Raw genomic sequence first — 25,019 nt, forward strand, 5'->3', positions numbered from 1 at the left:
CTCCCGGCCCCATAGCCTGCAAACAGGCCTGTCCTTGCGCATTGACGAATCACGTGAGTGGGAGTTGAGCATGAGCAGTTCCATGTCGGAGGTCGTCGACGCGCTGCGGGCCTCGCTGCTGGAGAACGAGCGGCTGCGCACCCAGAACCAGCGGCTCAGCGCGGCCTCGTCGGAGCCCCTGGCCATCGTGGGCATCGGCTGCCGCTACCCCGGCGGCGTCCGCGACACCGAGGGACTGTGGCAGCTCATCGCCGAGGGCCGCGACGCCATGTCGGGCTTCCCCGTCGACCGCGGCTGGGAGAACTGGGACGTCCCCACCGCCAAGACCGGCGCCTTCCTCCACGACGCGGGCGACTTCGACCCCGCCTTCTTCCGGATCTCGCCGCGCGAGGCGATGGCCATGGACCCGCAGCAGCGGCTGTTGCTGGAGACCTCCTGGGAGGCCCTGGAACGCGCCGGCATCGCCCCGAGCACGCTCAAGGGCAGCCGCACCGGCGTGTTCGTCGGCGGCGCCCCGCAGGAGTACGGCGCGCTGGTGATGAACTCGGCAGAGGGCGCGGGAGGCTACGCGCTGACCGGCGCCCCCGGCAGCGTCCTGTCCGGCCGCATCTCCTATGTGCTCGGCCTGGAGGGCCCCGCCGTCACGGTGGACACGGCGTGCTCCTCCTCCCTCGTCGCCCTGCACCTCGCGATCAAGTCACTGCGCACCGGCGAATGCGACCTCGCCCTGGCCGGCGGCGTGCTCGTCCTCATCACCCCCTCGATCTTCGCCGAGTTCTCGGCGACCGGCGGATCGGCCGGCGACGGCCGCTGCAAGGCCTTCGCCGCCTCCGCGGACGGCACCGGCTGGGGCGAGGGCGCCGGCGTCCTCGCCCTCCAGCGCCTGTCCGACGCCCGCCGCGACGGCAACCCCGTCCTCGCAGTGATCCGCGGCTCTGCGGTGAACCAGGACGGCGCGTCGAACGGCCTGAGCGCCCCGAACGGCCCCTCGCAGCAGCGGGTGATCCGCCAGGCGCTGGCCAACGCCGGCCTGTCCGCCGCGGACGTCGACATGGTCGAGGCGCACGGCACCGGCACCACCCTCGGCGACCCCATCGAGGCCGAAGCGCTCCTCGCCACCTACGGCCGGGAACGGCACGACGGCCGACCCCTCTGGCTCGGCACCCTGAAGTCGAACATCGGCCACACCCAGGCCGCCGCCGGCATCTCCGGAGTGATCAAGGCCGTACTCGCCCTCCAGCACGGCGTGCTGCCCAAGACCCTGCACGTGGACGAGCCGACCCCCGAGGTCGACTGGTCGGCGGGCGCGGTGGAACTCCTGACGGAGGCGCGGGAGTGGCCGGACACCGGACGCCCCCGGCGAGCGGGCGTGTCCTCGTTCGGCATCAGCGGCACCAACGCGCACGTCATCCTCGAACAGGCCCCGGAAGCCGAGCCCATGGAGGGGCAGGGGGCCGAGGGGCGTCCCGCGCTGGAGGGCGGCCCGGTGCCGTGGGTGGTCTCGGCACGCGGCGAGGCGGCACTGCGGGAACAGGCCGCACGACTGACCGCGCACATGGCGCGCACGGCTGAGCTGTCCCCGGTGGATGTGGGTGTGTCGTTGGCGGGGACGCGGTCGGCGTTCGAGCAGCGGGCGGTGGTGCTGGGTGGTGGCCGGGAGGAGTTGCTGGCGGGGTTGCGGTCGGTGGCGGAGGGGGTGCCGGGGGCGGGTGTGGTGAGCGGGCGGGCGTCTGCCGACGGCGGTGTGGTGTTCGTGTTTCCGGGTCAGGGGTCGCAGTGGGTGGGGATGGGGCGTGAGTTGTGGGATGCGTCGCCGGTGTTCGGGGCGCGGATGGAGGAGTGCGGGCAGGCGCTGAGTCCGTATGTGGACTGGTCGTTGCGGGATGTGGTGTTCCGGGACGGTGATGATCCGTTGTGGTCTCGGGTGGATGTGGTGCAGCCGGTGTTGTGGGCGGTGATGGTGTCGTTGGCGGCGGTGTGGCGGTCGTTCGGTGTGGAGCCGGCGGCGGTGGTGGGTCATTCGCAGGGTGAGGTGGCGGCTGCGTGTGTGGCGGGCGGGCTGTCGTTGGAGGACGGCGCGCGGGTGGTGGCGGTGCGGTCGCGTCTGGTGCTGGAGAAGTTGTCCGGCAGGGGCGGGATGGTGTCGGTGGCGCTTCCGGTCGCGGAGGCGGAGGAGCGGCTGGCGCGCTTCGAGGGCCGGGTCGGGGTGGCGGCGGTGAACGGGCCGTCGTCGGTGGTGGTGTCGGGTGAGCCGGACGCGTTGGACGAGCTGCTCGCCGGGTGCGAGTCGGACGGCGTCCGTGCGCGTCGGATCGCGGTGGACTACGCCTCGCACTCCGCGCAGGTCGACGCCCTCAACGACGACCTTCTCGCCGAGCTGGCCGAGATCCGGCCGCAGTCGTCGTCGGTGGCGTTCTATTCGACGGTGTCGGGTGAGCGGTTGGACACCGCCGGTCTGGACGCTGCGTACTGGGTGCGGAACCTTCGTGAGCGGGTGCTGTTCGAGCCGGTGATCCGGACGCTGGTGGACCGGGGCAGTGCGGTCTTCGTCGAGTCGAGTCCGCATCCGGTGTTGGCGATGGCGGTTCAGGAGACCGGTGAGGCTGCGGATCGGCCGGTGGTGGCGGTCGGGTCGTTGCGGCGTGACAACGGTGGCGCGACGCGTCTCCTGACCTCGCTGGCGGAGGCCTATGTCGCGGGTGCGCCCGTGGACTGGTCGCTGCTGTACGCGGGCAGTGGTGCGCGGCGGGTGGATCTGCCGACGTACGCCTTCCAGCACCAGCGCTACTGGCTCGACGATGTCACGCTGCCCGGTCAGCGCGATTCCCTCGATCCGGTGGATGCGGCGTTCTGGGGTGCGGTGGAGCGGGCGGATGCGGCGGGTGTGGCCGCGTTGGTCGCCGATGGCGACGTGGAGGCGTGGGAGCCGGTGGTGCCGGCGTTGTCGGCTTGGCGTCGGGGGCGTCAGGAGCGGTCGGTGCTGGACTCGTGGCGTTATCGGACGGTGTGGCGTTCGGTGACTGTCCCTGCGACGGGCCGTCTGTCGGGGACGTGGCTGGTCGTGGCGCGCGGTGCAGGCGCTCCGGTCGACGAGGTCCGGGAGGCGTTGGTCGCGGCGGGCGCGGAGGTGTCCGTGTGCGAGGAGCTGGACGCGGTCGTGTCGGCGGACGTGTCGGGTGTGGTGTCGCTGCTGGCCTGGGACGAGGACTCGGCGTTGGAGTCGACGGTTCGGCTGGTGCAGGCGCATGGCGACAGTGCGGTGCCGCTGTGGGTGCTGACCAGGGGCGCCGGTGCGGTGGGTGCGGACGATCCGGTGTCCGCGGTGCAGACGCAGGTGTGGGCGCTGGGCCAGGTGGTCGGGCTGGAGCAGCCTGGTGGCTGGGGCGGTCTGGTGGACGTTCCCCAGACGTGGGACGGGCGGGTGGCGTCCTCGCTGGTCAACGTGTTGGCGGCCGGGGAGGGCGAGGACCAGGTCGCCGTGCGCTCGTCGGGTGTGTACGGGCGTCGGCTGGTTCGTGCCCCGCTCGGTGCGAGCCCGGTGCCGGTGCGGGAGTGGAGTCCGTCGGGCACGGTGTTGATCACCGGTGGCACGGGCGGCGTCGGCGGGCATCTGGCGCGCTGGCTGGCGAAGGAGGGCGTCGAGCGTCTGCTGCTGGTCAGCCGCAGTGGTGAGCAGGCCGAGGGCGCGGTCGAACTGGCCGAAGAACTCCGGGGACTGGGCGCGGAGGTCACCGTCGCCGCCTGTGACGTGACCGACCGGACGGCGCTCGCGGAGCTGCTCGCCGAGCATCCCGTCACCTCGATCTTCCATGCGGCAGGTGTGGCCGACTACGCGGAGCTCGGCACCGCCACCCCCGAGCACTTCACGGAGGTGCTCTCCGCCCGTGTGACGGGTGCGCGTCACTTGGACGAGGTGACCGGTGAACTGGGCTTGGTGCTGGATGCGTTCGTGGTGTTCTCCACGGGCGCCGCGGTGTGGGGGAGCGCCGGCAACGGCGCGAACGCGGCTGCGGGCGGTTACCTGGAGGGCCTGATCCGGGGCCGTCGGGCGCGTGGTCTGGCGGGTTCGGCAGTGTCGTGGGGTGGCTGGCGCGGTACGGCGATGGCGTTGGGGGAGACCGCGGAGCAGTTGGCGCGTCGCGGTGTGGGTCTGCTGGAGCCGGAGTCGGCGGTTCGGGCGTTGCGGCAGGCGCTGGAGCACGACGAGAGCGTGCTGACGGTGGCCGACATGGACTGGGCGCTGTTCACGCCGGGGTACACGATGGCCCGTCGTCGCCCGCTGATCGAGGACATCCCCGAGGCCGCCCGGGCACTGAGCGAGGCCACCGAGACCGATGCGGCCCAGGACGCGGCGGGCAGGGGACTGCGCGGCCGGCTGGCCGGGTTGGCGGAGTCGGAGCAGCAGGCGTTGCTGCTGGGTCTGGTGCGCGGTGAGGCCGCGCAGGTGCTGGCGCACGGGTCGACGGCGGAGATCACGCCGGGCCGGGCGTTCAAGGAGCTGGGCTTCGACTCGCTGACGGCGATGGAGCTGCGCAACCGGCTGTCGAAGGCCACCGGTCTCCTGCTGCCCGCGACCCTCGTCTTCGACTACCCCAACCCGCAGCAACTGGCTTCGCTGCTGCGCACGGAGCTCGTCGACGGTCTGCCGGGATCCGGCACCGTGGCGACGGCGACCCGGCCGACGGACGACGAACCGCTCGCGATCGTCGGTATGGCATGCCGTTACCCCGGTGGCGTTCGCAACGCCGAGGATCTGTGGCGGCTGATCGCCGAAGGCCGCGACGAACTGTCGGACTTCCCCACCGACCGTGGCTGGGACCGCTGGGGCGCGCCCGCGACCGGTCAGGCCGGATTCCTGCACGAGGCCGGGGAGTTCGACGCCGGCTTCTTCGGGATCTCGCCGCGTGAGGCGGTGACCATGGACCCCCAGCAGCGGCTGCTGCTGGAGGTGTCCTGGGAGGCCGTCGAGCGGGCCGGCATGGACCCCTGGTCGCTGAGGAACAGCTCCACCGGAGTCTTCGTCGGCGGTGGTCCACAGGACTACCCCGCCGTGCTGATGGGCTCGACCGAGGCCGGCAGCGGCTACGGCATGACCGGTGCGCTCGGCAGTGTGATGTCCGGCCGTGTCTCCTACGTCCTGGGTCTGGAGGGGCCCGCGGTCACGGTGGACACGGCGTGCTCGTCCTCGCTGGTCGCCCTGCACCTGGCCGCGCAGTCCCTGAACAACGGCGAGTGCGACCTGGCGATCGCGGGCGGTGTGACCATCATGGCCACGCCGGGCGCGTTCCTCGGGTTCGACACCTTGGGCGGTATGGCCGGCGACGGCCGCTGCAAGGCCTTCGCCGCCTCCGCGGACGGCACCGGCTGGGGCGAGGGCATCGGCATGGTCGTGCTGGAACGCCTGTCGGACGCCCGCCGCAACGGGCACGAGGTGCTGGCGGTGGTCCGCGGCTCGGCGATCAACCAGGACGGCGCGTCGAACGGTCTGAGCGCGCCGAACGGTCCGTCGCAGCAGCGGGTGATCCGCCAGGCCCTAGCCAACGCGGGCCTGTCCGCCGCGGACGTCGACATGCTGGAGGCGCACGGTACGGGCACCACGCTGGGCGACCCGATCGAGGCGCAGGCCCTGCTCAACACCTACGGCCAGGACCGCCCCGCCGACCGGCCGATTTGGCTGGGCTCCGTGAAGTCCAACTTCGGGCACACGGGCGCGGCGGCGGGTGTGGCGGGCGTCATCAAGTCCGTACTCGCCCTGCGGCACGGGGTGTTGCCGAAGACCCTGCACGTCGACGAGCCGACGCCGAAGGTCGACTGGTCGGCGGGCGCGGTGGAACTCCTGACGGAGGCGCGCGACTGGCCGGAGACGGGACGTCCGCGGCGTGCGGCCGTGTCGTCGTTCGGGATCAGTGGCACCAACGCGCACATGATCATCGAGGAAGCCCCGAAGGCGGAGTCGGCGGACCATCGGGGCGAGGTCTCCGGGCCGGTGCCGTGGGTGGTCTCCGGACGCGGTGAGACGGCGTTGCGGGCACAGGCCCGGCAGCTGCTGGAACGTCTTGGCGAGCAGCCCGAACTGAGCCCGGCGGACGTGGCGTTCTCGTTGGCGGGGACGCGGTCGGCGTTCGAGCAGCGGGCCGTGGTCCTCGGGAGCGACCGGGAGGAACTGCTCGCGGGGCTGCGGTCGGTGGCCGAAGGCACCTCGGGGGCAGGCGTGGTGACGGGCCGGGCCACCGACGCCGGAGCCGTGTTCGTGTTCCCGGGCCAGGGTTCGCAGTGGGTGGGGATGGGGCGTGAGTTGTGGGATGCGTCGCCGGTGTTCGGGGAGTCGATGGTGGCGTGTGAGCGTGCGCTGTCGCCGTTTGTGGGGTGGTCGTTGCGGGATGTGGTGTTCCGGGGCGGGGATGATCCGTTGTGGTCTCGGGTGGATGTGGTGCAGCCGGTGTTGTGGGCGGTGATGGTGTCGTTGGCGGGGGTGTGGCGGTCGTTCGGTGTGGAGCCGGCGGCGGTGGTGGGTCATTCGCAGGGCGAGGTGGCGGCGGCGTGCGTGGCGGGCGGGCTGTCGCTCGAAGACGGTGCGCGGGTGGTGGCGGTGCGTTCGCGTCTGGTGCTGGAGAAGCTGTCCGGCAGGGGCGGGATGGTGTCGGTGGCGCTTCCGGTCGTGGAGGCGGAGGAGCGGCTGGCGCGGTTCGAGGGCCGGGTCGGGATCGCCGCGGTCAACGGGCCGTCGTCGGTGGTGGTGTCCGGTGAGCCGGACGCGCTGGACGAGCTGCTCGCCGGGTGTGAGACGGACGGGGTGCGGGCGCGTCGTATCGCGGTGGACTACGCCTCGCACTCCGCGCAGGTGGACGCCCTCAACGAGGACCTGATGGCGGAGCTGGCCGAGATCCGGCCGCAGTCGTCGTCGGTGGCGTTCTATTCGACGGTGTCGGGTGAGCGGTTGGACACCGCGGGGCTGGACGCGGCGTACTGGGTGCGGAATCTGCGGGAGCGGGTGCTGTTCGAGCCGGTGATCCGGATGCTCGCCGAACAGGAGCACCAGGTCTTCGTGGAGTCCAGCCCGCACCCGGTGTTGGCGATGGCGATCCAGGAGACGGTGGAGAGCGCGTCCGGCGCTGTCGTGGGTTCGCTGCGGCGTGACGACGGTGGCGTGGATCGTCTCCTGACCTCGCTGGCCGAGGCCTACGTCGCGGGTGCGCCGGTCGACTGGTCGACGCTGTTCGCGGGCACCGGCGCACGCACGGTCGAGCTGCCCACCTACGCCTTCCAGCATCAGCGCTACTGGCTGGAGGACGCCTCCGCCCCGGGTACGGGGAGCGCCGTCGATCCGGTGGATGCGGCGTTCTGGGGTGCGGTGGAGCGGGCGGATGCGGCGGGTGTGGCCGCGTTGGTCGCTGATGGCGACGTGGAGGCGTGGGAGCCGGTGGTGCCGGCGTTGTCGGCTTGGCGTCGGGGGCGTCAGGAGCGGTCGGTGCTGGACTCGTGGCGTTATCGGACGGTGTGGCGTTCGGTGACGGTTCCTGCGACGGGCCGTCTGTCGGGAACGTGGCTGGTCGTGGCACGCGGCGCGGACGCTCCGGTCGAGGAGGTCCGGGAGGCGTTGGTCGCGGCGGGTGCGGAGGTGTCCGTGTGCGAGGAGCTGGACGCGGTCGCGTCGGCGGACGTGTCGGGTGTGGTGTCCCTGCTCGCCTGGGACGAGGAGCGGGCGCCGGCCGCGTCGGTGGAGTTGGTCCAGGCTCTGGCGGACGCGGAGCTGGAAGCTCCGCTGTGGGTGCTGACGCGGGGCGCCGCCGCCGTGGGTGCGGACGATCCGGTGTCCGCGGTCCAGATGCAGGTCTGGGCGCTGGGTCAGATCGTGGGCCTGGAGCAGCCCGCCGCCTGGGGCGGTCTGGTCGACGTCCCCGAGGTGTGGGACGAGCGGGTGGCGTCCTCGCTGGCCGCTGTGCTGGCGGCCGGGGAGGGCGAGGACCAGGTCGCGGTGCGTTCGTCGGGCGTCTACGGGCGTCGGCTCGTCCGCGCCCCGCTGGGAACCGCCACGACCCCGACCCGGACGTGGAGCCCCTCGGGCACAGCGCTGATCACCGGCGGCACCGGCGGCGTCGGCGGGCACCTGGCGCGCTGGCTCGCGAAGGAGGGCGTCGAGCGGCTGCTGCTGGTCAGCCGCAGCGGTGAGCAGGCCGAGGGCGCGACCGAACTGGCCGAAGAACTGCGCGAGTCGGGGGCCGAGGTCGCCATCGCCGCCTGTGACGTGGCCGACCGGAACGCCCTGGCGGAGTTGCTCGCCGCGCATCCCGTGACCTCCGTCTTCCACACGGCCGGAATCGCGAGCTACGGCCCCGTACGCGAGCTCGACGTCGCGGACCTGGAAGCCCAGATGGCCGCGAAGACCCTCGGCGCCCGTCACCTGGACGAGCTGACCGCCGAACTCGGCCTGGAACTCGACGCGTTCGTCCTCTTCTCCTCAGGCGCCGCGATATGGGGAAGCGCCGGAAACGGCGGGTACGCGGCGGCCAACGCCTATCTGGACGGTCTCGCCCGGGAGCGCCGGGCGCGTGGTCTGGCGGCGACCTCGGTGTCGTGGGGTGGCTGGAAGGACACCGGCATGGCGACCGAGGAGACCGCCCAGCAGTTGGCGCGGCGCGGGGTCCGGCCGATGGACCCGGCGCTGGCCGTCGAGGCGCTCCGGCAGGCGCTGGAGCACGACGAGACCACCCTGACCGTGACCGACATGGACTGGGCGCTGTTCACGCCGGGATACACGATGGCCCGGCGCCGCCCGCTGATCGAGGACATCCCCGAGGTCGCCCGCGCCCTGCGCGAGGACTCCGCCGTCGGCCCCGCCGACGACTCGGCCGGCGCCGCCCTGCGGACCGAGCTCGCGGGACTCGGCGGCGCCGAGCAACTCGACGTGCTCTTGGACCTGGTGCGAGGTGAGGCCGTCCGTGTCGTGGCCCACGCCTCGCCGGCCGACATCACACCGGAACGGCCCTTCAAGGAACTCGGCTTCGACTCGCTGACCGCGATGGAGCTGCGCAACCTCCTCAACACGGCCACCGGGCTGCGCCTGCCCGCCACCCTGGTCTTCGACTACCCCAACCCGCGACAGCTCGCCGCCCACCTGCGCGACGAACTCGTCGGCGCCGGTGCCGACCCCGTGCGGGCCGATCTCGTCGTACGCACGACGTCCGACGAACCGCTGGCCGTCGTCGGCATGGCGTGCCGCTACTCGGGCGGAGTGGCTTCCCCGGAAGACCTGTGGCAGGTGATGGCCGAGAACAGGGAGGGGCTGTCCGACTTCCCGTCCTACCGAGGCTGGGACCGGTGGAACCTCGCCAGCCTCCGCCCCGCCGGCTTCCTGCACGAGGCGGGCGACTTCGACGCCGGCTTCTTCGGGATCTCGCCGCGTGAGGCGGTGACCATGGACCCGCAGCAGCGGCTGCTGCTGGAGATCGCCTGGGAGGCCGTCGAGCGGACCGGCATCGACCCCAAGTCGCTGCGCGGCAGCGACACCGGAGTCTTCGTCGGCGGCACGGCCGTCGAGTACGGCGCACTGCTGATGAACTCGCCCGCCAGCCAGGGCTACGCCGTCACCAGTTCCTCCGGCAGTGTGATGTCGGGCCGGGTCTCCTACACCCTGGGCCTGGAAGGGCCCGCCGTCAGCGTGGACACGGCGTGCTCGTCCTCGCTGGTCGCCCTGCACCTCGCCGCCCAGGCGCTGCGGGGCGGCGAGTGCGGTCTCGCGCTGACCGGCGGCGTCGGTCTGATGGCCACGCCCGGCGCGTTCGCCGAGTTCGACACGCTCGGCGGACTGTCGGCCGACGGCCGCACCAAGGCCTTCGCGGCCGCCGCGGACGGCATCGGCTGGGGCGAGGGCGTCGGCATGATCGTCCTGGAACGGCTGTCGGACGCGCGTCGCAACGGGCACGAGGTGCTGGCCGTGATCCGCGGTTCGGCGATCAACCAGGACGGCGCGTCGAACGGCCTGAGCGCCCCGAACGGCCCCTCGCAGCAGCGGGTGATCCGGCAGGCGGTCGCCAACGCCGGCCTGACCCTCGCCGACGTCGACATGGTCGAGGCGCACGGCACGGGCACCACGCTGGGCGACCCGATCGAGGCGCAGGCCCTGCTCAACACCTACGGCCAGGAACGTCCGGCCGACCGGCCGCTGTGGCTGGGCTCCGTCAAGTCCAACATCGGGCACACGGGCGCGGCCGCCGGCGTCGCGGGCGTCATCAAGTCCGTACTCGCGCTGCGCAACGGCGTGCTGCCCAAGACCCTGAACGTGGACGAGCCGACGCCCAAGGTCGACTGGTCGGCGGGCGCGGTGGAACTGCTGACCGAGGCACGGGAGTGGCCGCAGACGGAACGTCCTCGGCGTGCGGGCGTGTCCTCGTTCGGGATCAGCGGCACCAACGCCCATGTGATCATCGAAGAGGCGCCCGCGCCCGAGGAACCCCCGGCCCGGCCCGACACCGACCGCCCGACGGCCCCCGCACTCATGACACCGGTGGTCCCGTGGGTGATCTCCGGCCGCTCGAACGCGGCCCTGCGCGGGCAGGCCGAGCGCCTGTCCGGCCTGGTGCAGCGCGACCCCGGCCTCGATCTCACCGACGTGGCGTTCTCCTTGGCGACCACGCGGGCCGGCCTGGAACACCGAGCCGTGGTGCTCGGCCGCGACGCGACGGACGTGCTCGACGGTCTGCGCGGGCTCACCGCCCAGGGCTCGGCCCCCGGCGTCGTCTCCGGCGCCGCCACCGCCGACAGCCGCGCTGTCTTCGTCTTCCCCGGCCAGGGTTCGCAGTGGGTGGGGATGGGGCGTGAGTTGTGGGACGCGTCGCCGGTGTTCGGGGAGTCGATGGTGGCGTGTGAGCGTGCGCTGTCGCCGTTTGTGGGGTGGTCGTTGCGGGATGTGGTGTTCCGGGACGGTGATGATCCGTTGTGGTCTCGGGTGGATGTGGTGCAGCCGGTGTTGTGGGCGGTGATGGTGTCGTTGGCGGGGGTGTGGCGGTCGTTCGGTGTGGAGCCGGCGGCGGTGGTGGGTCATTCCCAGGGCGAGGTGGCTGCGGCGTGTGTGGCGGGCGGGCTGTCGCTCGAAGACGGTGCGCGGGTGGTGGCGGTGCGGTCGCGTCTGGTGCTGGAGAAGTTGTCCGGCAGGGGCGGGATGGTGTCGGTGGCGCTTGCGGTCGCGGAGGCTGAGGAGCGGCTCGCACGCTTCGAGGGCCGGGTCGGGATCGCGGCGGTGAACGGGCCGTCGTCGGTGGTGGTGTCGGGTGAGCCGGAGGCGTTGGACGAGCTGCTCGCCGGGTGCGAGGCGGACGGGGTGCGGGCGCGTCGGATCGCCGTCGACTACGCCTCGCACTCCGCGCAGGTGGACGCGCTGAACGGCGATCTCCTCGCCGAGCTGGCGGACATCCGGCCGGTGTCGTCGTCCGTGGCGTTCTACTCGACGGTGTCGGGTGAGCGGTTGGACACCGCGGGGCTGGACGCGGCGTACTGGGTGCGGAATCTGCGGGAGCGGGTGCTGTTCGAGCCGGTGATCCGGACGCTGGTGGATCGGGGCAGTGCGGTCTTCGTCGAGTCGAGTCCGCATCCGGTGTTGGCGATGGCGATCCAGGAGTCGCTGGAGAGCGTGGCCGGCGCTGTGGTGGGTTCGTTGCGGCGGGAGGACGGCGGTGCGGAGCGTTTCCTGACGTCGTTGGCGGAGGCCTATGTCGCGGGTGCGCCGGTGGACTGGTCGGTGCTGTATGCGGGGAGCGGTGCGCGTCGGGTGGATCTGCCGACGTACGCCTTCCAGCACCAGCGCTACTGGCTCGAGGGTGTCTCCGTCGGAGGTGAGATCCAGGACGCGACGGCGGACGACACCGAGGCCGCGTTCTGGGACGCCGTGGAGCGCGAGGACCTGTCCGATCTCGCCGGAGTGCTCGACGTCTCCGATGCCGGCGCTGCGGCAGAGGCCTGGCTGCCCACGCTGTCGGCCTGGCGCAAGGGCCGTCGCAAGCAGATGACGCTCGACTCGTGGCGCTACCGCACCACTTGGCGCGCGAACGCCCTGCGCCCGGGCACCCGCTTGTCGGGGACGTGGCTGATCGTCGGTCCCGGGGCGGGCGCGCCGGTCGACGAGGTGCGGCAGGCACTCGAAGCGGCCGGTGCGGAGGTGTCCGTACGGGAGGATCTCGACGGTGCGGCACTCGCCGACGTGTCGGGAGTGGTGTCGCTGCTCGCCTGGGACGAAGAGTCCGCGGTGCAGTCGACGCTGCGGCTGGTTCAGGCCCATGGCGACAGTGCGGTGCCGCTGTGGGTGCTGACCCGGGGCGCCGCCGCGGTGCATGAGGGCGATCCGGTGTCCGCGGTGCAGACGCAGGTATGGGCGCTGGGCCAGATCGCGGGGCTGGAGCAGCCTGGCGGCTGGGGCGGTCTGGTGGACGTTCCGGCCGAGTGGGACGAGCGGGTGGCGTCCACGCTGGCCGGCGTGCTCGCGGCCGCCGAGGGCGAGGACCAGGTCGCCGTGCGCTCGTCGGGCGTCTACGGGCGTCGGCTGGTCCGTGCCCCGCTGGGCGCGAACGCGGCGCCGGTACGGGAGTGGAACCCGCGGGGAACCGTCCTGGTCACGGGTGCCACGGGCGGCGTCGGCGGGCAGGTCGCGCGCTGGCTGGCCGAGGAGGGCGCCGAGCGTCTGCTGCTGGTCAGCCGCAGCGGCGGGAATGCCGAACTCGCGGAAGAACTACGCGGGTTGGGTGCGGAGGTCGCCGTCGCCGCGTGTGACGTGACCGACCGGACGGCGCTCGCGGAACTGCTCGCCGGGATCCCGGCCGAGCACCCCCTCAGCGCCGTCTTCCACACTGCCGGGATCGCCGTCCACGGCCCCTTGGCCGAACTCGACGCGGCCGGTCTCGAGGACCAGATGGGGGCCCGGGTGACGGGTGCGCGTCACCTGGACGACCTGACGTCCGGTCTGTCGCTGGATGCGTTCGTGGTGTTCTCCACGGGCGCCGCGGTGTGGGGGAGTGCGGGCAACGGCGCGAACGCGGCTGCGGGCGGCTATCTGGAGGGTCTGATCCGGGAGCGTCGGGCGCGTGGCCTGGCGGGTTCGTCGGTGTCGTGGGGTGGCTGGAAGGGCACCGCGATGGCGGCCGAGGGGAACGCCGAGCAGTTGGCGCGTCGCGGTGTGGGTCTGCTGGAGCCGGAGTCGGCCGTTCGGGCGTTGCGGCAGGCGCTGGAGCAGGACGAGGTGTCGGTGACGGTGGCCGACCTGGACTGGGCGCTGTTCACGCCGGGGTACACGATGGCCCGTCGTCGCCCGCTGATCGAGGACATCCCCGAAGTCGCCCGGATCCTGCGCGAGGCCGACACCCTCGGGGACGCTCCGGAGGACGCGGCCGAGGCCGGTGCCGATCTGCGCGGCCGGCTGGCCGGGTTGGCGGAGTCGGAGCAGCAGGCGTTGCTGCTGGGTCTGGTGCGCGGTGAGGCCGCGCAGGTGCTGGCGCACGGGTCGACGGCGGAGATCACGCCGGGCCGGGCGTTCAAGGAGCTGGGCTTCGACTCGCTGACGGCGATGGAGCTGCGCAACCGGCTGTCGAAGGCCACCGGTCTGCGACTGCCCGCGACCCTCGTCTTCGACCACCCCAACCCCCAGCGCATCACCGATCTCCTGCTCACGGAGCTCGCGCAGGAGGGCCGCCTGCCGGGGATCGCCGACGTTCTCGACATCAGGCGGGAGCTGACTCGGATCAGCGAGGCGCTCGACAGCGTCGCACCGGATCCGCAGGCCCGCGAGGACATCGCCGACCACCTTCGCGACCTCATCGCCCAGCTCAGCACCGCTGAGAAGGACGGCGCCACCGATCTCGAAGCCGCCACGGACGACGAGATCTTCGACTTCATCGACCGTGACCTAGGCGTGTCCTGAACAGGCTGAACAGGTATCTGCCGGGCTTTCAACTGCTCCAGAGTGGGGTTTCACGATGACCGAGGACAAACTCCGTACCTATCTGCGCAGGGTCACGGCCGAACTGCAGCAGACCCGTCAGCAGCTCAAGGACAGCCAGGACCGGGCGCGCGAACCACTCGCCATCGTGGGCATGGCCTGCCGGCTGCCCGGCGGGGTCGACTCGCCGGAGCAGCTGTGGCAGATGGTGGTGGACGGCGCCGACGGAGTCAGCGGCTTCCCCGACGACCGGGGCTGGGACCTCTCCTCGCTCTTCGACAGCGACCCCGACCGGCCGGGCACCACGTACACCCGAGAGGGCGCGTTCCTGGACGGGGCGGGCGACTTCGACGCCGGCTTCTTCGGGATCTCGCCCCGTGAGGCCCTGACCATGGACCCCCAGCAACGGCTGCTGCTGGAGACCTCGTGGGAGGCGCTGGAACGGGCCGGGATCGACCCGCACTCGCTGCAGGGCAGCCGGACCGGCGTCTTCGTCGGCGGCACGGCCATCGAGCACACGGTCAAGCTGATGAACTCGCCGACCGACCAGGGATACGCCATCACCGGCGGCTCGGCGAGCATCATGTCCGGCCGCGTCTCCTACGTCCTGGGCCTGGAGGGCCCCGCCGTCACCATCGACACCGCCTGCTCCTCCTCCCTCGTCGCGCTGCACTCCGCCGCGCAGTCGCTCCGGCAGGGCGACTGCTCGCTGGCGCTGGCCGGCGGCGTCGCCGTGATGGCCACCTCGTCCGCCTTCGTGACCTTCGCCCGGCAGCGCGGCCTGGCGGCGGACGGCCGCTGCAAGGCCTTCTCCGACGACGCCGACGGCATCGGCTGGGGCGAGGGCGTCGCCGTCGTCCTGCTGGAACGCCTCGCCGACGCGCGCCGCAACGACCACCCGGTCCTCGCGGTGATCCGCGGCTCGGCGGTGAACCAGGACGGTGCGTCGAACGGTCTGAGCGCGCCGAACGGTCCGGCGCAGCAGCGGGTGATCCGGCAGGCGGTCGCCAACGCAGGGCTGGGCCTCGCGGACGTCGACATGGTCGAGGCGCACGGCACGGGCACGACCCTGGGCGACCCGATCGAGGCGCAGGCCCTGCTCAACACCTACGGCCAGGACCGGCACGACGGCCGGCCGCTGTGGCTCGGCTCGTTGAAGTCGAACATCGCGCACACCCAGGCCGTCTCCGGTGTCGCCGGTGTCATCAAGAGCGTGCTGGCGCTGCAGCACGGCGTACTGCCCAAGACGCTGCACGTGGGCAAGCCGAGCAGCCAGGTGGAGTGGTCCACGGGCGCGGTGGAACTCCTGACGGAGGCGCGGGACTGGCCGGACACCGGACGCCCCCGGCGAGCGGGCGTGTCGTCGTTCGGCATCAGCGGCACCAACGCACACGTGATCCTCGAACAGGCCCCGGAGCTGGCGCCCGAGCCCGAGCCGGATTCGGCTGAGGCGCAGCCGGACGACGGAACGGAGCCTCCCCTCACCACCAGGCCCGTCCCGCTGCCCTGGCTGATCTCCGGCAACACCGAGGTCGCCCTGCGCGAACAGGCCGCACGGCTGCGGGCCCACCTCGACGCCCGCCCCGGACTCGCGGCCGCGGACGTGGGCCACTCCCTGCTGACGAGCCGCTCCACGCTCGCCCACCGCGCGGTGCTGTTCACCGAGGAGGGCCAGGACCGGCCCGCTGCGCTGACCGCCCTGGCCGACGGACTCGACGTGCCCGGCCTCGTCCGCGGTACCGGCGAGGCCGGCACGGGTGCCGTGTTCGTCTTCCCCGGCCAGGGTTCGCAGTGGGTGGGGATGGGGCGTGAGTTGTGGGATGCGTCGCCGGTGTTCGGGGAGTCGATGGTGGCGTGTGAGCGTGCGCTGTCGCCGTTTGTGGACTGGTCGTTGAGGGATGTGGTGTTCCGGGGCGGGGATGATCCGTTGTGGTCTCGGGTGGATGTGGTGCAGCCGGTGTTGTGGGCGGTGATGGTGTCGTTGGCGGGGGTGTGGCGGTCGTTCGGTGTGGAGCCGGCGGCGGTGGTGGGTCATTCGCAGGGCGAGGTGGCGGCGGCGTGCGTGGCGGGCGGGCTGTCGCTCGAAGACGGTGCCCGGGTGGTGGCGGTGCGCTCCCGTCTGGTGCTGGAGAAGCTGTCCGGCAGGGGCGGGATGGTGTCGGTGGCGCTTCCCGTCGCCGACGCGGAGGAGCGGCTGGCGCGGTTCGAGGGCCGGGTCGGGATCGCCGCGGTCAACGGGCCGTCGTCGGTGGTGGTGTCCGGTGAGCCGGAGGCGCTGGACGAGCTGCTCGCCGGGTGTGAGACGGACGGGGTGCGGGCGCGTCGTATCGCGGTGGACTACGCTTCGCACTCCGCGCAGGTGGACGCCCTCAACGCCGATCTGATGGCGGAGCTGGCCGACATCCGGCCGCAGTCGTCGTCCGTGGCCTTCTACTCCACGGTGTCCGGTGAGCGGATGGACACCGCCGGTCTGGACGCGGCGTACTGGGTGCGGAATCTGCGGGAGCGGGTGCTGTTCGAGCCGGTGATCCGGATGCTCGCCGAACAGGAGCACCAGGTCTTCGTGGAGTCCAGCCCGCACCCGGTCCTGGTGATGGCGATCCAGGAGACGCTGGAGCGCGCGTCCGGCGCTGGAGCGGCCGTGGGGTCGTTGCGGCGTGACGACGGTGGTGCGACGCGTCTCCTGACGTCGCTGGCGGAAGCCTATGTGGCGGGTGCGCCCGTGGACTGGTCGCTGCTGTACGCGGGGAGCGGTGCGCGTCGGGTGGATCTGCCGACGTACGCCTTCCAGCACCAGCACTACTGGATCGAGGACACGATGGTGCCCCCCGGCGCGGAGGGCGCCGTCGATCCGGTGGACGCGGCGTTCTGGGGTGCGGTGGAGCGGGTGGACGCCGAGGGTGTCGCGGCGCTCGTGGACGGTTCGGCGCCGGGTGTGTGGGAGCCGGTGGTGCCGGCGTTGTCGGCTTGGCGTCGGGGGCGTCAGGAGCGGTCGGTGCTGGACTCGTGGCGTTACCGGACGGTGTGGCGTTCGGTGACGGTCCCTTCGGCCGGGCGGTTGTCGGGGACGTGGCTGGTGGTGAGCCGTGGTGGTGGCGCGCCGGTCGACGAGGTCCGGGGGGCGCTGGAGGCGGCCGGTGCGGAGGTGTCCGTGCGGGAGGATCTCGACGGTGCGGCACTCGCCGACGTGTCGGGTGTGGTGTCCCTGCTGGCCTGGGACGAGGACTCGGCGTTGGAGTCGACGGTTCGGCTGGTGCAGGCGCATGGCGACAGTGCGGTGCCGCTGTGGGTGCTGACCAGGGGCGCCGGTGCGGTGGGTGCGGACGATCCGGTGTCCGCGGTGCAGACGCAGGTGTGGGCGCTGGGCCAGGTGGTCGGGCTGGAGCAGCCTGGTGGCTGGGGCGGTCTGGTGGACGTCCCCGAGGTGTGGGACGGGCGGGTGGCGTCCTCGCTGGTCAACGTGTTGGCGGCCGGTGAGGGCGAGGACCAGGTCGCCGTTCGGTCGTCGGGTGTCTATGGACGTCGGCTGGTCCGTGCCCCGCTGGGCGCGAACCCGACGCCGCAGCGGCAGTGGAGTCCGTCGGGCACGGTGTTGATCACCGGCGGTACCGGTGGCGTCGGCGGGCATCTGGCGCGCTGGCTGGCCAAGGAGGGCGTCGAGCGTCTGCTGCTGGTCAGCCGCAGTGGTGAGCAGGCCGAGGGCGCGGTCGAACTGGCCGAAGAACTCCGCGGACTGGGCGCGGAAGTCACCGTCGCCGCCTGCGACGTGACCGACCGGGACGCGCTCGCGGAGCTGCTCGCCGAACACCCCCTCACCGCCGTCTTCCACACCGCGGGTGTGTCCGGTTACGCGGAACTCGGCGCGGCCACCCCCGAGCACTACGACAAGGTGCTGTCGGCCAAGACCCTCGGCGCCCGTCACCTGGACGACCTCACCGCCGAACTCGGCCTGGAACTGGACGCGTTCGTCCTCTTCTCCTCCGGCGCCGCGGTATGGGGGAGCGCCGGAACCAGCGCGTACGCGGCGGCGAACGCGTACCTGGACGGTCTCGCCCGGGAGCGCCGGGCGCGTGGGCTGGCGGCGACGTCGGTGTCATGGGGTGGCTGGAAGGACACCGGCATGGCGACCGACGGGACCGCGGAACAGCTGGAGCGCCGCGGGGTCCGGCAGATGGATCCGGCGCTGGCCGTCGAGGCGCTCCGGCAGGCGCTGGAGCACGACGAGACCGCGCTGACCGTGACCGACATGGACTGGGCCCGTTTCGCCCCCGGGTACACGATGGCCCGACGCCGCCCGCTGATCGAGGACATCCCCGAAGTCGCCCGTGTGCTCAGCGAGGACAGCGCCGACCCCGCGGACGACGAGACGGTCGGCGACTCCGTCCTGCGGCAGTCCCTGGCCGCACTCACCGCGCCCGAGCAGCACGACCGGCTCCTCGAACTGGTCCGCACGGAAGCGGCGACCGTTCTCACCCACTCGACGACGGACGACATCACGGCCGGCAAGCCGTTCCGCGACCTGGGATTCGACTCCCTGACCGCGATGGAGCTGCGCAACCGGCTCAACGCCGTCACCGGCCTGCGCCTGCCCGCCACCATCGTCTTCGACTACCCCACCGCGCACCGGCTCGCCGGACACCTGCACGAGAAGCTCTTCGACAGCGGCGCCGAAGTCGCGCTGCCGGAGCTCCGGGCCACGGACGACGACCCGATCGTGATCGTGGGCATGGCCTGCCGCTTCCCCGGCGGGGTACGCGGTCCCGAGGACCTGTGGCGGCTGCTCGTCGAGGGTCGCGACGAGATGACGGACTTCCCCGCCGACCGCGGCTGGCACGGACTGGCGATGAACGCCTTCATCGAGGAGTCCGGCGGAGCCCGGCAGGGCGCCTTCCTGGCGGAGGCGGGCGAGTTCGACGCGGCGTTCTTCGGGATCTCGCCCCGTGAGGCGTTGGCGATGGATCCGCAGCAGCGGCTGCTCCTGGAGACCTCCTGGGAGGCGCTGGAACGCGCCGGCTACGACCCCGTCGCCCTGCGCGGCAGCCGCACCGGCGTCTTCGTCGGCGGCACACCGCAGGAATACACGACGGTGCTCATGAACTCGGCCGAGGCAGGCGGCGGCTACGCGCTCACCGGCGCCTCGGGCAGCGTCATGTCGGGCCGGGTCGCCTACGCGCTGGGCCTGGAGGGCCCGGCCCTGACGGTGGACACGGCGTGCTCGTCGTCGCTGGTCACACTGCATCTGGCGGCGCAGGCGCTGCGGAGCGGCGAGTGCGACCTGGCCCTCGTCGGCGGTGTGACGGTCATGGCCACACCCGGGGCCTTCGTGGAGTTCTCGCGGCAGGGCGGCCTGGCCGGAGACGGCCGCTGCAAGGCGTTCGCCGCCGGCGCCGACGGCACCGGCTGGGGCGAGGGCGTCGGGATCCTGACCGTCGCGCGGCTCTCGGACGCGGTGCGCGACGGACGTCAGGTACTGGCCGTCCTGCGCGGCTCGGCGGTGAACTCCGACGGTGCCTCGAACGGCCTGACGGCGCCGAACGGCCCGTCGCAGCAACGCGTCATCCGCCAGGCCCTGGCCTCGGCCGGTCTGTCGGCGGCCGACGTCGACATGGTCGAGGCGCACGGCACGGGGACCGCCCTGGGCGACCCGATCGAGGCGCAGGCGCTGCTGGCGACCTACGGGCAGGACCGCCCCGCCGACCGGCCGCTGTGGCTCGGCTCGGTGAAGTCCAACATCGGTCACACGCAGTACGCCGCCGGTGTGGCGGGTGTGATCAAGTCGGTGCTGGCGATGCGGCACGGTGTGCTGCCGCAGACGCTGCACGTGGACGAGCCGACGTCCGAGGTCGACTGGTCGGCCGGAGCGGTGGAGTTGCTGACGGAGGCGCGGGAGTGGCCGCAGGGTGACCGTCCGCGTCGGGCGGGGGTGTCCTCGTTCGGGATCAGCGGGACCAACGCGCACGTGATTCTGGAGCAGGCGCCGGAGGTCGTGCAGGAGTCGGCGCCGGGTGCGGGTTCGGGGCTGGTGCCCTGGCCCCTGTCCGCGCGGTCGGCGGAGGCGCTGCGTGAGCAGGCCGAGCGGCTGGCCGGGCATCTGCGCACGCACGACCTGCGCCCGGTGGACGTGGGCTTCTCGCTGGCCACCTCGCGCGCGGGGCTGGAACACCGCGCGGTCCTCGTCGGGCGCGAACAGGCCGATTTCCTGGGCCAGTTGGAGGCGCTGTCCGGGGGCGCGGCGGTCGGTGAGGGGGGGACGGCGTTCCTGTTCTCCGGTCAGGGTTCCCAACGTCTCGGTATGGGCCGGGAGTTGTACGAGACGTTTCCGGTGTTCGCGGCTGCTTTCGATGAGGTGTGCGGGCGGCTGGATGTGGTGTTGGAGCGTCCGGTGAAGGAGGTCGTCTTCTCGGACGGGGAGGCGTTGGACCGGACGGTGTTCACGCAGGCGGGGTTGTTCGCGTTGGAGGTGGCGCTGTTCGAGTTGGTGGGTTCGTGGGGTGTGCGGGCGGATGTGCTGTTGGGGCATTCGATCGGTGAGCTGGCGGCGGCGTATGTGGCGGGTGTGTGGTCGTTGGAGGATGCGTGCCGGGTGGTGGCGGCGCGGGGTCGGTTGATGCAGGCGCTTCCGGCGGGCGGTGCGATGGTGGCCGTCCAGGCGGCGGAGGACGAGCTGCCGGAGTTGCCGGTGGGTGTGTCGGTGGCGGCGGTGAACGGGCCCCGTTCGCTGGTGTTGTCCGGTGACGAGGAGCCGGTGCTTGCTCTCGCGCGGACGCTCTCGGAGCAGGGGCGGCGGACGAAGCGGTTGACGGTGAGTCATGCGTTCCACTCGGCGCGGATGGAGCCGATGCTGGCGGAGTTCGCCGAGGTGCTGGCCTCGGTGGAGTTCCGTGCGCCGCGCCTTCCGGTGGTGTCGAACCTGTCCGGGCGGATCGCGGGCGAGGAGCTGACGACGCCGGAGTACTGGGTGCGGCATGTTCGTGAGGCGGTGCGTTTCGCCGACGGGGTCGTGGCGGTGCTCGGGCGGGGTGTGGACAAGTTCCTGGAGTTGGGTCCGGGTGGTGCGTTGACCGCGATGGCCGAGGAGAGCCTCGACCGGACCGGGACCGACGCCGTCTGCGTCCCCGTCCTCCAGCGCGAACGTTCCGAGGCCGACTGCGCCGTCCGCGCCCTCGGCCGGATGTACGCGGCCGGCGCCTCGGCCGACTGGCCCGCGCTGTTCGCCGGTACCGGCGCACGCCGGGTCCAGCTGCCGACGTACGCCTTCCAGCACAAGCGTTACTGGCTGGACTCGCTCGCGACCGGCAGCGGCGACCCCGCGAGCCTCGGGCTCACGGCCACCGGACACCCGCTGCTCGGGGCCGGGGTGCGGCTGCCCGATGCGGACGGCTTCCTGTTCACCGGCAGGCTCTCCCTCGCTGGACAGCCCTGGATCGCCCATCACGCGATGCTGGGGACCGCGCTGCTGCCCGGTACCGCGTTCGTGGAACTGGCTCTGCGCGTCGGCGGTGAGGCGGGGTGCGAGGTGATCGAGGAACTCACCCTGGAGGCCCCGCTGGTGCTGGGCGAGCAGGGCGGTCGAGCGGTCCAGGTGATGGTCGGCGGGCTCGACGAGACCGGCCGGCGGAGCATCGGCCTGTACTCGCGGCCCGACGACGCGGGCGACGACGAACCGTGGCTGCGGCACGCGACCGGCGTACTGGCCGAGCACGGGGGAGCGGAACCCGCCACGGAACCGGTCCAGGTGTGGCCGCCCGCCGGCGCCACGGAGATCGCGATCGACGACTTCTACCGGGACACGGCCGAGGCCGGATTCGCCTACGGGCCGGTCTTCCAGGGGCTGCGGGCCCTGTGGAGCAAGGACGGCGAGCTGTTCGCGGAGGTCCGGCTCCCGGACGAGGCGGGTGACACGGACAGCGGCTTCGGCGTGCACCCGGCCCTGCTGGACGCGGCCCTTCAGCCCCTCGCGCTGGGCATCCTCGGCGGTACCGCCGACCGAGAGCCCATCAAGGGCGGCATGCCCTTCGCCTGGACGGGAGTCCGGCTGCACGCCACCCATGCCGCGGTCGCCCGGGTCCACCTGGCCCCCACGGGACGCAACGAGGTGTCCGTCACCGTGACCGACGACGCCGGGCTGGCGGTCGCCACGATCGACTCACTGGCCATGCGCGACCCGGCGCTGGAGCAGTTCACCGCCTCCGCGCCGCAGCAGGACGTGCTGTTCGACGTGACATGGGCCCCGGTGTCCCTCGGATCCCACGCCGTCTCCGGGGAGTGGGCGATGCTCGGCTTCGACCCGCTGGAGATCCGCCCGCGCCTCGTCGAGGCCGGCCTCACCGGGACGCCGTACCTGGACCCGCAGTCCCTGACCGACACCGTGGCATCGGGCAGGCCCGCCCCGCCGGTGGTGGCGATGTCCTGCTTCGGCGGTGATCAGGGCGGCGTCGTCACGGCCACCCATGAGCTCGTCCGGCGGGTCCACGAGGTGCTTCGGCACTGGCTCGCCGACACCCGTCTCATGGGCTCGCAGCTGGTACTGCTGACCCGAGACGCGGTCCCGGCCGCCGGACGGGACCGGATCGAGGACCTGGCGGCCTCGGCCGTCTGGGGCCTGGTGCGGACAGCGCAGTCCGAGCACCCGGGCCGGATCGTCCTCGTCGACCTCGACGACGACCCCGCGTCGTACCGGGCGCTCCCCCTGGCACTGGGCGCCGGCGAACCACAACTCGCCCTGCGTGCGGGCGCCGCGAGCGCACCCAGGTTGGCCCGGCACACCCGCGCGCCGGAGGCCTCCCCGGGCTTCGGACCCGACGGCACCGTGCTGGTCACCGGCGGCACCGGAGCGCTCGGCGCGGTGGCAGCCCGTCATCTCGTCGCCGCACACGGCGTCCGGCACCTGGTCCTGGCCAGCCGCAGCGGGGAGAACGCCCCGGGAGCGGCCGGGCTGCTGGCCGAGCTGACCGAACTCGGCGCCGACACCACGATCGTGGCCTGCGACGTCTCCGACCGCGACGCCCTGGCCACGCTGCTGGGCGACATCCCGGCCGAGCAGCCGCTGACCGGCGTCGTGCACACCGCGGGTGTGCTGGCGGACGGAACGGTCGAATCGCTCACCCCGGACCGGTTCGACACGGTCCTGCGGGCCAAGGCCGACGCGGCCTGGCATCTGCACGAGCTGACCGCGGACACATCGGTGCGGGAGTTCGTGCTCTTCTCCTCCGCCGCCGGCCTGCTGGGCAGCCAGGGGCAGGGCAACTACGCGGCCGCCAACGCCTTCCTGGACGCCCTCGCCGAGCACCGGCGGGCAGCGGGACTGGCCGCCACCGCCCTGGCCTGGGGCTGGTGGGAGCAGCCCGGCGGGATGGGAGCGGACCTGGGCCGGGCCGAACGCGCCCGGATGGCCCGTGGCGGGCTCACCCCCTTCACCGCCGAGACCGGCATGGACGCCTTCGACCAGGCCCTCGCCGCCGGCACCGAGGCCCTGCTCGTCCCGATGCGGATGAACACCGCGGCCGCTCGGGCCTCCGCCGAACAGCAGGTGCCTCCGCTGCTGCGCGGGCTGGTGCGTGCCCCGCAGCGGCGGGCCGTCCGCTCGGACGCGAGGGCCGCTTCGCAACTGCACGAGCGGCTGGCGGGAGCGACCGGGGACGAGCGGCTGGCCGTCCTGACCGAGCTGATCCGCGGCGAGGTCGCCCAGGTGCTCGGGCACAGCGGGGCCGAGGCCGTCCAGGACGGCAGCGCCTTCGTCGAGCTGGGCTTCGACTCACTCACCTCCGTCGAGCTGCGCAACCGGCTCGGCGAGCGCACCGGACTGCGGTTGGCGTCCACGGTCGTCTTCGACCACCCCACACCGATCGGGCTCGCGGCCGAGCTCAACGACCAGTTGGGCGCCGTCGGCACTGCCACCGGCGCGCCGACCGCGTCGACCGCACCGCGGGCCGAGGCCCCCGACGGCGCCGACAGCACGGGCGGTGCCCAGGGCGCCGACGCCGTCGCCGGGGACCTCGCCGTGATCAATGGGGTGGAGGCGCTCTACCGGCGCTCGATCGAACTGGGCCGGCTCGACCTCGGCCACAGTGTGCTGCGGAACTCGGTCGACCTGAGGGCGAACTTCTCCGAGCCGGACGAGATCCGCAACGGTCCGACCCTCGTCCGGCTCGGTGAGGGAACACCGCACCCGAAGATCATCGGGTTCCCGTCGCAGTCGGTGTGGGCGAGCAATCAGGAACTGGTCAGCATGGCCGCGCCGTTGCGCGGCGTCCGCGACGTGTGGTCCCTGATGCTGCCGGGCTTCGTCACCGGTCAGCCGGTCGCCGTCGACGTGGACGCTGCCGCGGAGTACGCCGTACGACTCATCGAGGAGCTGGTGGGCGACGAGCCGTTCGTGCTCGCGGGGCGCTCTTCGGGGGGCCGGATCGCCCATGAGGTGACGGCCAGGCTGGAGAGCCGGGGCCGGGCCCCGCAGGGTCTGGTGCTGATCGACAGCTACCTGGCCGGCTACGACGCCACCTCCTACATCGTGCCGGTCATGGAGTCGAAGGCCCTGGAGCTGGAGAAGGACTTCGGCCAGATGACGGGGACCCGGCTCACGGCGATGGCCGCGTACTTCGGAATGTTCGAGCACTGGCAGCCGAAGGAGATCGCGACCCCGACCCTGCTGGTGCGCGCCTCGGAGTGCTACGGCATAGAACCGGGGGAGGAGCAGCCCCCGGCCGAGCAGTGGCAGTCGGCCTGGCCGCTGCCCCACGACGCGATCGACGTGCCGGGCAACCACTACACGATGCTGGAGGGCAACGGAGACGTCACGGCGGCCGCCGTCCACGAGTGGCTGTCGGAGCGTGACGCGTAGGACCACCTCGCGTAGACGGGCCGCGCTCTCCCTGTGGGAGCGCGGCCCTTCGCGTGCACGCGACACGCCACATGCGGCACGCGGCATGCGGCACGCGGCGCCCGGCACACGACGCACAGTGCCCGACGCACAGTGCCCGACGCACAGTGCCCGACGGCCGACGCCCGACGGCGTCGGCCCGGGCGGAGGGCGAACGGCCGACGGGCCCAGCAGGTGTCGATCTGCTGGGCCCGTCGGCCGTGCCGTGCGCTGAGCGAC

At 72.7% G+C, this 25,019-nt stretch carries 2 protein-coding genes; both read left to right on the forward strand.

What is annotated here, in order from left to right:
* Positions 1-70 precede the first annotated feature (70 nt).
* Positions 71-13,903, forward strand: coding sequence for a type I polyketide synthase (locus ABZ725_RS04720; protein WP_358801284.1), 13,833 nt, complete (start codon positions 71-73; stop codon positions 13,901-13,903).
* Positions 13,904-13,958: 55 nt separating this feature from the next.
* Positions 13,959-24,761, forward strand: a complete 10,803-nt coding sequence (locus tag ABZ725_RS04725) for a type I polyketide synthase (RefSeq protein WP_358801285.1) — start codon at positions 13,959-13,961, stop codon at positions 24,759-24,761.
* Positions 24,762-25,019 lie beyond the last annotated feature (258 nt).

The sequence above is a fragment of the Streptomyces sp. NPDC006872 genome, from assembly GCF_040635845.1.
Taxonomy (GTDB): Bacteria; Actinomycetota; Actinomycetes; order Streptomycetales; family Streptomycetaceae; genus Streptomyces.